Origin of the sequence: Microbacterium sp. F2 (assembly GCF_052274505.1) — a bacterium.
In the GTDB taxonomy this organism is placed as follows: domain Bacteria; phylum Actinomycetota; class Actinomycetes; order Actinomycetales; family Microbacteriaceae; genus Microbacterium.
Map to the genome: position 1 here is coordinate 27,233 of NZ_JBNVBV010000012.1, position 13,155 is coordinate 40,387.

The following is a 13,155-nucleotide window of genomic DNA, read 5'->3' on the forward strand; positions in this document are numbered from 1 at the left end:
GCTAGGAGTCCTCGCTGTCGGCGATGGCCTCGGCAGCCCCTGCCTGGGCATCGGCATCCAGCCCGAACGTGTGCTCGGGTCGCCACCGCACCCAGACTTCGCTTCCCACCGAGAAGACCGAGCCGAACACCATGTTCTGCTCGAACACGCCGACGGGTCCGATACCCGGCATCTCGACGGTGTACTGCGTGCTCACACCGGTGAACGAGAGGTCGGTGATGCGTCCAGGCCCGAGGATGTTGTCGTCGGTCGTGGGCGCTTCGGTAGCGAGCATCAGCTTCTCGGGCCGAACACCCACGGTGATCTGGCCGGATGTCGAGACGGCGCGATCGATCGGCATCCGCAGTGTGCCCCCTGCCTCAGTACGCGCGACGAGCGTGCCGCCTGCCGCTGATTCGACCGTCGCGGGGATCAGGTTCGACTGCCCCAGGAAGCTCGCGACGAACCCGGTGCGCGGGAGTTCGTACAGTTCCTGCGGCGGGCCCATCTGCTCGATGCGCCCGTGGTTCATGACAGCCACGGTGTCGGCCATCGTCATGGCCTCTTCCTGGTCGTGCGTCACGTGCAGGAAGGTGATTCCGACCTCGTCCTGAATCGTCTTCAGTTCGGACTGCATCTGGCGACGCAGCTTCAGGTCGAGGGCGCCGAGGGGCTCGTCCAGCAGCAGCAGTGCCGGCCGGTTGACGACCGCCCGCGCGAGCGCGACGCGCTGCTGCTGACCACCCGACAGCTGCGAGGGCTTACGCCCCGCCACGTGATCGAGTTCGACGAGCTTGAGCGCGTCGAGGGCGCGGCTTGAGGCATCCGTCACCTTGCGTCGGCGAAGACCGAACTCGACGTTCTCTTGCACCGTCATGTGCGGGAAGAGCGCGTAGCTCTGAAAGACCGTGTTCACGGGGCGCTTGTGCGGCGGCACGGATGTCACGTCCTTGCCGCCGATCGAAATCGATCCCGCGGTGGGTCGCTCGAGGCCCGCGACGATGCGCAGGGTCGTCGTCTTGCCGCAGCCCGACGGGCCGAGCAGGGCGAAGAACGAGCCCGCCGGAATCACCAGGTCCAGATCGTGCAGAGCGGTGAAGCCGGGGAAGGTCTTACGGATGCCGCGGAGCTCGAGGTCGGCGCCGGCCTCGGGTGTCGTAGCGCTCATGCGGGATCAGGCGCCGAGTCCGACGGCTTCGAACTCTGCGTTGTACTTCTCCTGCTCCTGGTTGCTGAGCGCCCGGAAGATGTACGCGTTCGCGAGCGTCGCCTCGTCGGGGAAGATGAGTTGGTTCTCGACCATCTCGGGGTCGATGTCGGCCATCGCTTCCTGTGCTCCGACGACGGGGGTGATGTAGTTCACCCAGGCGGCAACCTCGGCGGCGACCTCGGGCTGGTAGTAGTAGTCGATCAACGTCTCGACGTTGGTCTTCTGCTGCGAGCCGATCGGGATCATGAAGTTGTCGCTCCAGAGCGTCCCGCCCGAGTCGGGGAGGGCGAACCCGAACTTGTCGTAGCCGACCTCCGCGTTGATCGCGGTGATGTCGCCCGACCACACGATCGCGGCGAGCGTGTCTTCGTTGATGAGGTCGTCGGCGTACGAGTTGCCCTTGATGTTGCGGATCTGGCCGTCTGAGACCTGCTGCGCGAACACATCAATCGCGTTCTGGAACTCGGTGTCGCCCCACGAGTCCGACGAAATGTCGACACCCTGGCTGAGCATGATGAGGCCGATCGTGTCGCGCATCTCGCTGAGCACGCCGACGCGACCCTTCAGGTCGGGGTTCCACAGGTCTTCGATGGATGCAAGACCGTTCGGGAGCTTCTCGGTGTTCCAGGCGAGCCCCGCAAATCCCGACTGCCAGGGCACCGAGTTGGCGCGGCCGGGGTCGAAGCTCGGGTTCATCAGGCTCGGGTTGAGGTTCGCGTAGACGTTGGCCATGTTCGCCTTGTCGAAGGCCTGGGTGTAGCCCGAGGCGATCCAGATGTTGGCCATCCAGTCGGTGAGGCACACGGTGTCGGCGCCGATGCCCTGTCCGAGCGCCAGCTGATCGCGGACCTTCGCGAAGTAGGTGTTGTTGTCGTCGATCGAGACGTCGTAGTTGACGGTCAGCCCGGTCTGTTCTTCGAAGGCCTGCAGCGTGGGGTGGTTGCCCTCGTCATCCTCGTCGAGGTAGAACGACCAGTTCGCCCAGGTCAGGGTCTTCACGCTCGACGAGAGGTCCTCGGGAGCGGTCAGCGCTGAGCCGCCCGTGGAGTCCGAGCCGCCGACGCGACCGGTGCAAGCCGCGAGGAATCCCATGAGCGAGAGGGCACCGGCGCCGGCGAGCACGCCGCGACGGGAGATCTGCGCTGCGCGGGCCTGCGAGATCAGCGCTCGGATCATCGGATCGGAGGGGAGTGGACGGTCGGGCATAGTCGGTCACCTCAATCAGCTGAATGCGTGCTGTGCACGGATTGTCAGTGATCGTGCCATGACCTCACCCGAGGCGGCAAGCGTTTTCCGCAGCCCGAAACAAACTTGATACAGGAATCTGTCGTTTCGAGTAACCTGCGCGACGGTTTCACGCACGAAAGCTGCGGATTCCGACTTGGCCGGAATCCGCAGCTTTCGAATCCGCTACAGGAGTCCCGCGGCGCGGGTGAGAACGTCGCGCAGGATCTGCTCGAGCTCGTCGAACTCCGCGGGTCCGATCGTCAGCGGCGGTGCGAGCTGGATGACGGGGTCGCCGCGGTCATCGGCGCGGCAGTACAGGCCCGCGTCATAGAGCGCGCCGGAGAGGAATCCGCGCAGGAGCCGCTCGGACTCGTCGTCGTTGAACGTCTCGCGCGTCGCCTTGTCTTTCACGAGCTCGATGCCGAAGAAGTAGCCGTCACCGCGCACGTCGCCGACGATCGGCAGGTCGAGCAGCTTCTCGAGGGATGCCCGGAACAGCGGAGAGTTCTCGCGGACGCGTTGGTTCAGGCCTTCCTCGTCGAAGATCGCAAGGTTCTCGAGTGCGACGGCTGCCGAGACCGGGTGTCCGCCGAACGTGTAGCCGTGCAGGAACGAGGTGTGCCCGTGGCGGAACGGCTCGTAGATCCGGTCCGAGATCACGGTTGCACCCAGCGGTGAGTAGCCGCTCGTGAGCCCCTTGGCGGAGGTGATGATGTCGGGCACGTAGTCGTAAGCGTTGCAGGCGAACGTGTGGCCAATGCGTCCGTATGCGCAGATGACCTCATCCGAGACCAGCAGCACGTCGTGACGGTCGCAGATCTCGCGAACGCGCTGGAAGTAGCCGGGGGGAGGAGGGAAGCATCCGCCCGAGTTCTGCACCGGCTCGAGGAAGACGGCGGCCACGGTCTCGGGGCCTTCGAACAGAATCATCTCTTCGATGCGGTCCGCCGCCCAGCGCCCGAAGGCCTCGAGACGGTCGCCCTCGCCGTCCCACACGAAACCTGCCTCTTCGGCACGGTACGCGTTGGTGTTCGGCACCCGGAAAGCGCCGGGCACGAGAGGCTCGAACGGAGCCTTCATGACCGGGATGCCGGTGATCGCAAGCGCTCCCTGCGGGGTGCCGTGGTAGGCGATCGAGCGCGAGATGACCTTGTGCTTGAGGGGCTGGCCCTGCAGCTTCCAGAACTGCTTCGCCAGCTTGAAGGCGGTCTCGACGGCCTCGCCGCCGCCGGTGGTGAAGAAGACGCGGTTGAGGTCGCCGGGTGCCTCGTCGGCCAGGCGGTCGGCCAGCTCGATCGCCGACGGGTGCGCGTACGACCACAGCGGGAAGAACGCGAGCTCTTCGGCCTGCTTCGCAGCAGCCTGCGCGAGGCGCTTGCGACCGTGGCCGGCGTTGACGACGAACAAGCCCGACAGGCCGTCGAAGTAGCGCTTGCCGCGGTCATCCCAGATGTGGTGTCCCTCGCCGCGCACGATGACCGGCACCCCGGAGGTGTCCAGCACCGACTGGCGGGTGAAGTGCATCCACAGGTGGTCTTGGGCCTTCTTCTGCAGATCGGCGGGGGAGTTCATGGAATGTCCTTTCGGGGCGTGGTCACGGTGTCTGTGAAGGTGATCACTGGGTGCCCCAGTCGTAGAGCTGTTTCACCAGGCGGAGGTAGACGAAGGATTCGGTGGCGACGACGCCGTCGATGGCGCGGACGCGCTTGTTGAGAAGCTCGATGAGTTCGTCATCCGAGGCACAGACGACCTCGGCGAGAACGTCGAAGCTGCCGGCGGTGAGCACGACGTAGGTGACTTCGGGCAGGGCCGAGACCTCGGCGGCGATGCGGGTCGAGTCTCCCGAGGTGCGGATGCCGACCATCGCCTGTCTTGCGAAGCCGAGCTGCAGGGGATCGGTGACGGCGACGATCTGCATGACTCCTGCGTCGACGAGCCGCTGCACGCGGTTTCGCACGGCGGTCTCGGAAAGCCCGACCGCCTTTCCGATGTCGGCGTAGGAGCGCCGACCGTCGGCTTGCAGGTGTTCGACGATGGCACGCGAGATGTCATCGAGCTGAGGAACCCGGGGAGTGCGATCTGCCACGCGATGATCATCGCAGAGGAACTGTCAGAAGACAACCGAAAGCGTCGATCATTGCAGCGATATATGCGGAATCCGCAGATGCGACGCGTCTTCGCGGAGGAAATCAGAACCGTGTGGTTCGCAGGTGGGCCTCCTCCTGGCGAGAGGGCGACGTGCGACCATGGGGGGATGAGCCTGCCCGAACACGCGCCAGCCTCCAAGCGGGCGATCTGGGAGGCTGCGCAGCGTCTATTCGCCGAGAACGGCTACGCGCGGACCTCGGTGCGCGAGATCGCAAGCGAGGCTGCGGTCGACCCGGCCCTCGTCATCCGTCACTTCGGCTCGAAAGAACAGCTCTTCATGGAGACCATGGAGGTGCAGGTCGCGGCTACTGCCTTCGAGGGTCCGCTCGAGACCCTCGGTGAGCGGTTCATCGCGTTCATCCTCGACGACGACGCCGACATCCGGGGCATCTACCTGGCGCTCCTGCGAGCCAGCGATTCCGGCGGCATCTGGACCCACCTGCGAGCCGCGCACGAGGAGGGATTCGTGCGGCCGTTCCGCGCACGGATCGCAGCGTCGCCTGCTCATGCGGCGGATGCCGACACGCGTGCGCGGATGGCTGCCGCCGTGGTCGGCGGCCTGCTCTACAGCCTGTGGGTGGTGCGCGATGAGGGTCTCGCGCATCTGGAGCGCGAGACCCTCATCGGCCGCTACGGAGCGCTGCTACAGGCAGCGATCACCGGCTGAGCTAGATCGCCGACCAGCCGCCGTCAGACGGCAGGATGACGCCCGAGACGTTTGTCGCGTCATCGCTCAGTAGCCACGTGATGGATGCCGCGAGCTGAGCGGGCTCGGCGATCGGCGGCAGGATCGTCATCGCGAGCCCGACGCGCTCCTGGCCGAGTTCGGAGGCGAACGACGCCTCGATTCCGGTAGCGACCGGCCCCGGAGCGACCGCGTTCACGCGAATATTCTTTGCCGCGTACATGAACGACGTGCTTTTGGTGAGGCCTACGACGGCGTGCTTCGAGGTCGTGTAGGCAAGGCCCGCAGCTGAGCCGCGAAGCCCCGCCTCGGACGCCACGTTCACGATCGATCCGCCGCCGGCCTCGAGCATGAGGGGGAGGACCGCGCGAGTGAGTCGGAAGGTCCCCTCGACGTTGACAGCCATGACGCGCGACCAGACGGCGTCGCTCACTTCGTGCAGCGGCGTCATGTCATCCATGATTCCCGCGACGTTCGCAAGCCCGTCGACGCGTCCGTCGGCTGCCGCGACGATCTTCGCGATCGAGTCCTCCGAGGTGATGTCGCCGGCAACCGCGACAGCGCCGGGCATCTCGGGGACCGCCGCATCGAGGCGCTCCTGCGAAATGTCGACAGCGACGACCTTCCCGCCTTCGGCTGCAACACGGGCAGCCACCGCGCGTCCGATTCCCGAACCGGCGCCGGTCACGATGACCGTCTTGCCATCGAATCGGCCGGGCGTGATGCGCTCGACCCACGGGGCCGCCATCGGGGGAGCGGGAGGCTCGTCCTCGTCATCCTCGCCATCGTCGTCAGCTGCAGGCGCAGCGGCCAATGCGCTCGGGTCGTTGGCGCGACGAACCATATCGTCGATCAGCTCTTGCGACATCTGCCCGCCGCTCATGGCGGCGACTCGCTCGAGCGAGAAGAGCTTGACGGGGGCCAGGGCCGACTCTTTCTGGCCGCCCTGGGCGAGCAGGTCGCGCAGGATCGGGCCGCCGACCGGATGCTTCAACCACGCGCCGATCGATGATTTTGCGGTGAGTGCCTTGTCTTTGGCCATGTCTCCTCCTTGAGTCAGTCGCGGTTTCGGGACCGCGTGATCCCAGTCTAGAGAACGAGTCAACAAAGTTGACAGAGTCTGCTGGATGAACCTTCAGCTTGAAGGATGGTTCGGAGGCAAGGTAGGTTAGGCGAGGCTTACCAATCGAAGGTAAGCCTATCCACAGCAGCCCACGAAAGGAGCGCCCGTGCGCGCCTCCCGTCTCATCGCCCTCGGCATCTCCGTGGCCCTGACCGGTTCCCTTGCCGCCTGCGCGTCGTCGACGGATGCCGTCACGACCGAATCCGAGTCCGAAAGCGGCTTTCCCGTCACGATCGAGCACGCCTACGGCGAGACCGTCATCGAGCAGAAGCCCGAGCGTGTCGCGACCGTCGCCTGGTCGAACCACGAGGTACCGCTGGCACTGGGCGTCGTTCCCGTCGGCATGAGCAAGGCGACCTGGGGTGACGACGACGGCGACGGTGTGCTGCCGTGGGTCGAAGACAAGCTCGAGGAACTCGGCGCCGAAACCCCCGTTCTGTTCGATGAGACCGACGGAATCGACTTCGAGGCCGTGGCAGACACGCAGCCGGACGTCATCCTTGCCGCGTACTCGGGGCTCACACAGGAGGACTACGACACCCTGTCGAAGATCGCGCCCGTCGTCGCTTATCCCGAGGTCGCCTGGGGTACCTCGTACGAAGACATGATCCGCATGAACTCCGCGGCGCTCGGTCTCTCGGCCGAGGGCAATGAGCTGATCGACGAACTGCACGAGACGGTCTCTACCTCGCTCGAGAACTACCCCGAGCTCGACGGCGCTCGCATCCTCTTCAGCTACATCGACCCGTCTGACTTCAGCCAGATCGGCTTCTACACGAGCCACGACACGCGCCCCGGCTTCCTCGAGAGCATCGGGTTCCCCGTTCCCGAGATCGTTGCCGAAGAGTCGGCGAATACCGAGGAGTTCTACACCTCGGTCAGCGCCGAAGAGGCAGACCGCTTCGCGGACGTCGACGTGTTCGTCACCTACGGCGACCCCGGCAGCGACATCGTCGAGCAGCTGCAGGCTGATCCGCTGCTCTCGCAGATCCCGGCGATCGCGAACGGTTCGATCGTCGTGCTCGAAAACAGCACGCCGCTGGCGGCATCCGCGAACCCGTCGCCGCTGTCGATCGGCTGGGGCGTTGACGACTACTTCGCTCTGCTCGCCTCCGGAGTCTCTGTACAGCAGTGACCACCCTCCACGCGCCCGCACCGGTACCGGCCGTCGCCTCGCTGCGACGATCGGTATCGGTGCGCGTCGCGTGGCTGATCGCGAGCATCGCCCTCCTCGTGGTGCTCGCCGTGGCATCCGTCGCCTTCGGGGTCGCCGACGTGAGTCCCGCCGATCTCGTTGCGGGCCTTTCCGGCAACGCCTCCTCGATCGAGTCAGCAGCGGTCATCAAACGGATGCCGCGCACCGTGCTCGCGATCCTCGTCGGCGCCTCGCTCGCCCTCGCGGGCGCGAGCATGCAGGCAGTCACACGCAATCCGCTGGCCGACCCCGGCATCTTCGGGGTCATGAGCGGTGCGGCACTGGCCGTCGTTGCCGGACTCGCGTTCTTCGGCATCGTCGACCCGTACGGCCAGATGGGCCTCGCGATCCTGGGAGCTGCCGCAGCGGCGATCTTCGTCTACGCCGTGGGCTCGCTCGGGCGCGGGGGAGCGACGCCGCTCAAGCTCGCGCTGGCAGGCGCCGCGACCGCGGCTGCCCTCGCCTCACTCGTGAGCGCCATCTTGCTGCCGCGCATCGATGTGATGTCGACCTTCCGGTTCTGGCAGATCGGCGGCGTCGGCGGCGCCGAATGGGACCGCATCGCCGTGGTCGCGCCCGCGCTGCTGATCGGTGCCCTGATCGTGTTCGCGACAGCGCGCGGCCTGAACTCGCTCGCGCTCGGCGACGACCTGGCAGCGGGACTCGGCGAGCACGTGGCGCGCACGCGGCTGATCTCGTCGGCAGGTGCCGTCATCCTGTGTGGCGCAGCAACCGCGATCGCCGGCCCGATCGCGTTCGTCGGTCTCGTCATCCCGCACCTCGTGCGGCTGCTCGTCGGACCCGACCACCGTTGGCTGCTGCCGCTGTCGGCGATCGGCGGCGCCGTGCTGCTGCTTGCCGCCGACATCGTCGGTCGCCTGGTCGCCAAACCCGAAGAGATCGAAGTCGGCATCGTGACCGCCCTCATCGGAGCACCGGTGTTCATTTGGATCGTCCGCCGTCAGAAGGTGCGCGAGCTATGACCGCCACCCTTATCCCCACGGCTACCCCCGCCGCGGTCTCGACGACCGCCGCCGCGATCGCTCGCGGTCGCCGCATCCGCCGCCGCCGTTGGACCGTGATCACCGCGATCCTCGCCGTGATCGTCCTGGCCGTCGTCGCCATCAGCACGATGGTCGGGCACACCTTCTATACGCCGGTCGACGTCGTGCGCGTCATCCTCGGCGAAACCGTGCCCGGAGCATCCTTCACCGTCGGTGAGCTGCGCCTGCCGCGCGCGCTGCTCGCCCTGTTGTCAGGCTTCGCGTTCGGGATGGCGGGGGTGACGTTCCAGACGATGCTGCGAAACCCGCTCGCCTCGCCGGATGTCATCGGCATCAGCGCCGGCGCGAGTCTTGCCGCGGTGACCGGCATCATCGTCTTCTCGCTGAGCGACATCGCTGTCTCGGTCGTCGCCCTCATCGGCGCTGTGGTCACCGCCGGCGCGATCTACCTGCTGGCAAACCGCGGCGGGTTCGCCGGCGCCCGGCTCATCCTCATCGGCATCGGTGTTGCCGCGATGATCCAGAGCCTCATCGCATATCTGCTCTCGGGCGCCGCCGAATGGGACCTGCAGGCCGCGATGCAGTGGCTCTCGGGGAGCCTGAACAACGCATCCTGGGAACGGCTCGTGCCGCTCGTCATCGTGATGCTGCTCGTCGTGCCGGTCATGCTCGCCCGCAGCGGTGATCTCGACATTTTGCGCCTCGGCGATGACTCTGCCGCGGCCCTCGGCCTGCGCGTCTCGCCCACCCGCGTTTTGTTCATTCTCGGTGCCGTCATCCTGCTTGCCTTTGCCACCGCCGCGACCGGCCCTATCGCCTTCGTCGCCTTCATGGCTGGGCCGATCGCTGCGCGGCTGCTGGGCCCGGGGCCGTCTCTGCTGCTGCCGGCGGGCCTTGTCGGCGCGCTGCTGGTGCTCGTTGCCGACCTCGTCGGCCAGTGGGCTTTCGAATCGCGCTACCCGGTCGGGGTCATCACCGGCATCCTCGGCGCGCCCTACCTCGTCTATCTCTTGGTGCGCACGCACCGGTCGGGAGGATCCCTGTGAACCCGCCTCTTGGAACCACGCTCCTGGCGCCGGATGCTGCCCCTGCGGCCTCCGCGTCGCTCGATCCGGCATCGGTGCCGGGCTCGGTCGGCCACAGGCTCGCCGCCGAGGGCCTCGCGCTCGCGTACGGCGACCGCGCGGTCGTCAGTGACCTCGACCTGCAGATTCGCACCGGCGCGATCACGACGATCGTCGGGGCCAACGGATGCGGAAAGTCGACGCTTCTGCGCGCGTTCGCCCGTCTGCTCCCGCCGCAGGCCGGGCGGGTCGTGCTCGATGGGCGCGAGATCCACCGCACCCCGACGAAGCAGATCGCGTGCGAGATCGGGCTGCTGCCGCAGAACCCGATCGCTCCGGAGGGGATTGCGGTGGCCGACCTGGTGGGTCGGGGGCGGCATCCGCACCAGCGCATGCTCGCCCGCTGGAGCGCCAAGGACTATCAGGTCGTCGCCGAGTCGCTCGAGGCCACCGACATCGCCGACCTGGCCGACCGCTCGGTCGACGAGCTTTCAGGCGGGCAGCGTCAGCGCGTGTGGATCGCGATGGCGCTCGCGCAAGAGACCGGCATCCTGCTGCTGGATGAGCCGACGACCTTCCTCGACGTCGCCCACCAGATCGAGGTGCTCGACCTGCTCACCGATCTGAACCGCAGCCGGGGCACGACGATCGTCATGGTGCTGCATGACCTGAACCTTGCGGCGCGGTATGCCGATGAGCTCGTGGCGATGAAGGATGGCCAGGTCCACGCCTGCGGCGCGCCCGACGCGGTCGTCACCGAAGACCTTGTTCGCGACGTGTTCGGGATGGACAGCCGCGTCATCCCCGATCCCGTCTCAGGTTCGCCCGTCGTTCTGCCCATGGGGAGGCACCATGTCCGTCGTTGAATCCACCGTCGTCGAGGCGTCGCCGTTCGTGGTGGCGCGCGCCGCTGTTCGCTCGGTCGAGCTGCTCTCGCCGAGCTTCGCGCGCATCACGTTCGGCGGCGCGGACCTCGATGAGTTCGGTGACCCCGAGCGCATCCTCGACCAGCGCATCAAGCTGATCTTCCCGCCGAGTTCGGGCCGGCTTCCCGACCTCGAGCACCCGGATGGCGACTGGTGGGCGGCGTTCCTCGCCGTTCCCGAGGAGGAGCGCGGCTCGATGCGCACCTACTCGATTCGGGAGCTGCGCGTTGAGGAGGGCGGCACCGCTGTCGTGATCGACTTCGTGCTGCACCTCGAGCCCGGGTTCACCGGTCCTGCGTCGGCCTGGGCGAGTCAGACATCCGTCGGCGATGAGCTGCTGATCATCGGACCGCGCCGGGGCCGCCCGAACGGCGGCGGCATCGAGTACGCGCCCGGCGAAGCGCGCGAGATTCTGCTCGCGGGCGACGAGACCGCGGCACCGGCGATTGCCCGCATCCTCGAAGACATCGAGCGGGATACCGTCGGTCTCGCCGTCATCGAGGTGCCGCACGCCGAGGACGCGCTCGCGATCGACGCGCCCGCGGGCGTTGAGGTGCGCTGGGTTGCGCGGCAGGGCGCGGCAAATGGGTCGCAGCTCATCCCGACCGTGCTCGGTCACCTGGGCGCGACGGCGACCGTGACGGTGACGGATGACGGCACCGAAGAACTTCTCTGGGAGACCCCCGTCTTCTCGGGCTCGGGTGAGGACCTGGATGACGCGGTCGAAGCGATCGATCGCTACTTCTGGATCGCGGGGGAGAGCTCGGTCGTCACGACCCTGCGCCGGCACCTCGTGAAGGATCTCGGCATCCATCGCTCGCAGGTCGCGTTCATGGGCTACTGGCGCCGCGGCGTCGCCATGCGCGGCTGAGTCGGGAGTCTATATACTCCTCTATACAAACACGGAGGAGGGGTTCATGGCCGTCACGTCAATCGATATCGACCCGGACGAGCTGCGTCAGGCGAAGGAGCTCGCCGGCACGACCTCCAATCGCGAAACAGTCGACCTCGCGCTGCGCACTCTTATCGCCGTTCGTCGTCAGCCTGCCGCTGTCGAGCGAATCATTGCCCGCACTTTCGAACCCGACCAAATCGATGCTCCGACGATCCCGCCGGCGGCGTCGACTGCTGGCCAGTGACGACGTACCTCGTCGACAACAGCATCTGGCAGAAGGCCTCAAAGAGTGAGGTGATCGCGGCCAGGCTCCGGGAGCTCTCGCCCGCGCACCTGCTCATCACCTGCCCGCCTCAGGTTCTCGAGTACTGCCATTCGGCACGGACTCCGCCGGAGCACCAGGAACTCCGCGCGGACATGGCGCAACTCTTGCCCGCGTGGGAGCATCCCGACGAGCGTCAGGCGCTCGACATTCAGCAGGCGCTCTGGGATTCGGGGTTCGTGCGCGCGGCTGCGGCGTTGGATTGCCTCATCGCGGCCTACGCGGTGGTCAACGACGCAGTCATCCTGAACTCCGACCGCGTTTTCGGTCACATAGAGGTCGCGACCCGGGGTGCGGTCAGGCAGGAGTACGTGGAGGCCTAAACGACTGCCGTCCAACACCGGTGGGGGCAGAGCCGGCGCGGATTAGGTGTGATGTCCAGGGACGTTGTTGCGTGAATCGCGTGTGATCTGGTGACGGGTGAAGGCCTCCCGTTGCGAGAGTGGAGCTGTCTAGGAACCGCTTCACGCACACAGGAGGCCTTCTTGTCCCACGCTAACGCTGCTCTCACCCCGCGCGCTCGACTGCGGCTGGCCAAGCTCATAGTCGAAGAGCGCTGGCCTGTCATCGTCGCGGCGAAGATGTTCATGACTTCCCCGCCGACCGCCCGGAAGTGGGCGGCCCGGTTCCGCGCCGAAGGGCCCGCGGGAATGGTTGATCGGTCCAGCCGACCACGCTCGATGCCCACCAAGACACCGCCCGCGACGGTGAAGCGGATCCTACGGTTACGGTGGCGTCGCAGACTGGGTCCAGCGCAGATCGCCGGCGAGCTCGGCATCTCGGCCTCGACCGTGCATGCGGTGCTGGTGCGGGCGCGGATCAACCGGCTCAGCCATATCGACCGGGTCACCGGCGAACCCATCCGTCGCTACGAACACGACCATCCAGGGGCGATGATCCACGTCGACGTCACCAAGTTCGGCAACATCCCCGACGGCGGCGGCTGGCGATACGTGGGCGAGCAACAAGGCAAGCAGAACAAGCAGCGCGCCGCCCGCGCCGGCGCCGGATACACCGAGAAAGGCCATCCCAACATCGGCACCGCGTTCCTGCACACCGTGCTCGACGATCACTCCCGCGTCGCCTACGTCGAGATCTGCACGGACGAGAAGGCAGTCACCGCGATCGGCGTGCTCGAACGCGCCGTCGCATGGTTCGCTGACCACGGCGTCACCGTCGAACGGGTCCTCTCCGACAACGGATCGGCCTATCGTTCCCACGCCTGGCGAGACGCCTGCGCCATGCTCAACATCCGACACAAGCGGACCCGCCCCTACCGCCCACAGACCAACGGGAAGATGGCGCTTGACCCCTGATCTTGGACACGCTGATTCCAGCACGATGCTGGGGAAGCGAGAATCCAAGGGATGGCTAGGA

The 13,155-nt window shown here is 66.7% G+C and carries 13 protein-coding genes and 1 pseudogene; 9 read left to right on the forward strand and 5 right to left on the reverse strand.

All coding sequences use genetic code 11. The features are described 5' to 3' along the window. Position 1: 1 nt before the first annotated feature. From ACQVDU_RS14905 to ACQVDU_RS14920, 4 genes are all read right to left on the reverse strand, one after another. Complete coding sequence (locus tag ACQVDU_RS14905) at positions 2–1,147, reverse strand: ABC transporter ATP-binding protein (protein ID WP_443477534.1); 1,146 nt, start codon at positions 1,145–1,147, stop codon at positions 2–4. Positions 1,148–1,153: 6 nt separating this feature from the next. Continuing rightward, on the reverse strand, positions 1,154–2,395 hold the full coding sequence (locus ACQVDU_RS14910; RefSeq protein WP_443477535.1) for an ABC transporter substrate-binding protein: 1,242 nt from the start codon (positions 2,393–2,395) through the stop codon (positions 1,154–1,156). 204 nt (positions 2,396–2,599) lie between these two features. Next, complete coding sequence (locus tag ACQVDU_RS14915; protein ID WP_443477536.1) at positions 2,600–3,988, reverse strand: aspartate aminotransferase family protein; 1,389 nt, start codon at positions 3,986–3,988, stop codon at positions 2,600–2,602. A gap of 43 nt (positions 3,989–4,031) precedes the next feature. Continuing rightward, positions 4,032–4,502, reverse strand: coding sequence for an Lrp/AsnC family transcriptional regulator (locus ACQVDU_RS14920; protein WP_443477537.1), 471 nt, complete (start codon positions 4,500–4,502; stop codon positions 4,032–4,034). A 168-nt stretch (positions 4,503–4,670) separates the two neighbouring features. On the opposite strand from ACQVDU_RS14920, the gene ACQVDU_RS14925 reads away from it, so the two are divergent. Beyond that, positions 4,671–5,231, forward strand: coding sequence for a TetR/AcrR family transcriptional regulator (locus tag ACQVDU_RS14925; protein WP_292801119.1), 561 nt, complete (start codon positions 4,671–4,673; stop codon positions 5,229–5,231). A gap of 1 nt (position 5,232) precedes the next feature. Here the strand turns inward: ACQVDU_RS14925 and ACQVDU_RS14930 are convergent, their stop codons facing one another. Further along, on the reverse strand, positions 5,233–6,291 hold the full coding sequence (locus ACQVDU_RS14930; RefSeq protein WP_443477538.1) for an SDR family NAD(P)-dependent oxidoreductase: 1,059 nt from the start codon (positions 6,289–6,291) through the stop codon (positions 5,233–5,235). A gap of 187 nt (positions 6,292–6,478) precedes the next feature. Here ACQVDU_RS14930 and ACQVDU_RS14935 point away from each other — a divergent pair, with 187 nt between their 5' ends. The 8 genes and pseudogenes from ACQVDU_RS14935 to ACQVDU_RS14970 form a co-directional block, all read left to right on the forward strand. Beyond that, a complete protein-coding gene (locus ACQVDU_RS14935) occupies positions 6,479–7,507 on the forward strand; it encodes an iron-siderophore ABC transporter substrate-binding protein (RefSeq protein ID WP_443477539.1) in 1,029 nt (342 codons plus the stop codon). Next, positions 7,504–8,550: a FecCD family ABC transporter permease gene (locus ACQVDU_RS14940; protein WP_443477540.1), complete on the forward strand. Its 1,047-nt coding sequence runs from the start codon at positions 7,504–7,506 to the stop codon at positions 8,548–8,550. Before ACQVDU_RS14935 ends, ACQVDU_RS14940 begins: the two co-directional genes overlap by 4 nt. Further along, positions 8,547–9,617 carry a FecCD family ABC transporter permease gene (locus tag ACQVDU_RS14945; protein ID WP_228178541.1) on the forward strand — a complete coding sequence of 357 codons (1,071 nt, stop codon included), beginning with the start codon at positions 8,547–8,549 and terminating at the stop codon, positions 9,615–9,617. The genes ACQVDU_RS14940 and ACQVDU_RS14945 overlap by 4 nt, the downstream gene beginning before the upstream one ends. Positions 9,618–9,691: 74 nt before the next feature. Beyond that, a complete protein-coding gene (locus ACQVDU_RS14950) occupies positions 9,692–10,501 on the forward strand; it encodes an ABC transporter ATP-binding protein (protein WP_228178675.1) in 810 nt (269 codons plus the stop codon). Then, positions 10,488–11,432 carry a siderophore-interacting protein gene (locus ACQVDU_RS14955; protein ID WP_443477541.1) on the forward strand — a complete coding sequence of 315 codons (945 nt, stop codon included), beginning with the start codon at positions 10,488–10,490 and terminating at the stop codon, positions 11,430–11,432. The genes ACQVDU_RS14950 and ACQVDU_RS14955 overlap by 14 nt, the downstream gene beginning before the upstream one ends. A 46-nt stretch (positions 11,433–11,478) precedes the next feature. Beyond that, complete coding sequence (locus ACQVDU_RS14960) at positions 11,479–11,700, forward strand: type II toxin-antitoxin system VapB family antitoxin (RefSeq protein WP_292728026.1); 222 nt, start codon at positions 11,479–11,481, stop codon at positions 11,698–11,700. Then, on the forward strand, positions 11,697–12,101 hold the full coding sequence (locus ACQVDU_RS14965) for a PIN domain-containing protein (RefSeq protein ID WP_443477542.1): 405 nt from the start codon (positions 11,697–11,699) through the stop codon (positions 12,099–12,101). The genes ACQVDU_RS14960 and ACQVDU_RS14965 overlap by 4 nt, the downstream gene beginning before the upstream one ends. Positions 12,102–12,263: 162 nt before the next feature. Then, a pseudogene (locus ACQVDU_RS14970) lies at positions 12,264–13,079 on the forward strand (IS481 family transposase); the annotation flags it as partial. Between the last annotated feature and the right edge of the window lie 76 nt (positions 13,080–13,155).

Bases quoted from the DNA above. Each gene is read 5' to 3' on its own strand.
- ACQVDU_RS14905 (WP_443477534.1), bottom strand. From the start codon at position 1,147: ATGAGCGCTACGACACCCGAGGCCGGCGCCGACCTCGAGCTCCGCGGC.
- ACQVDU_RS14930 (WP_443477538.1), bottom strand. From the start codon at position 6,291: ATGGCCAAAGACAAGGCACTCACCGCAAAATCATCGATCGGCGCGTGG.
- ACQVDU_RS14915 (WP_443477536.1), bottom strand. From the start codon at position 3,988: ATGAACTCCCCCGCCGATCTGCAGAAGAAGGCCCAAGACCACCTGTGG.
- ACQVDU_RS14960 (WP_292728026.1), top strand. From the start codon at position 11,479: ATGGCCGTCACGTCAATCGATATCGACCCGGACGAGCTGCGTCAGGCG.
- ACQVDU_RS14945 (WP_228178541.1), top strand. From the start codon at position 8,547: ATGACCGCCACCCTTATCCCCACGGCTACCCCCGCCGCGGTCTCGACG.
- ACQVDU_RS14925 (WP_292801119.1), top strand. From the start codon at position 4,671: ATGAGCCTGCCCGAACACGCGCCAGCCTCCAAGCGGGCGATCTGGGAG.
- ACQVDU_RS14910 (WP_443477535.1), bottom strand. From the start codon at position 2,395: ATGCCCGACCGTCCACTCCCCTCCGATCCGATGATCCGAGCGCTGATC.
- ACQVDU_RS14955 (WP_443477541.1), top strand. From the start codon at position 10,488: ATGTCCGTCGTTGAATCCACCGTCGTCGAGGCGTCGCCGTTCGTGGTG.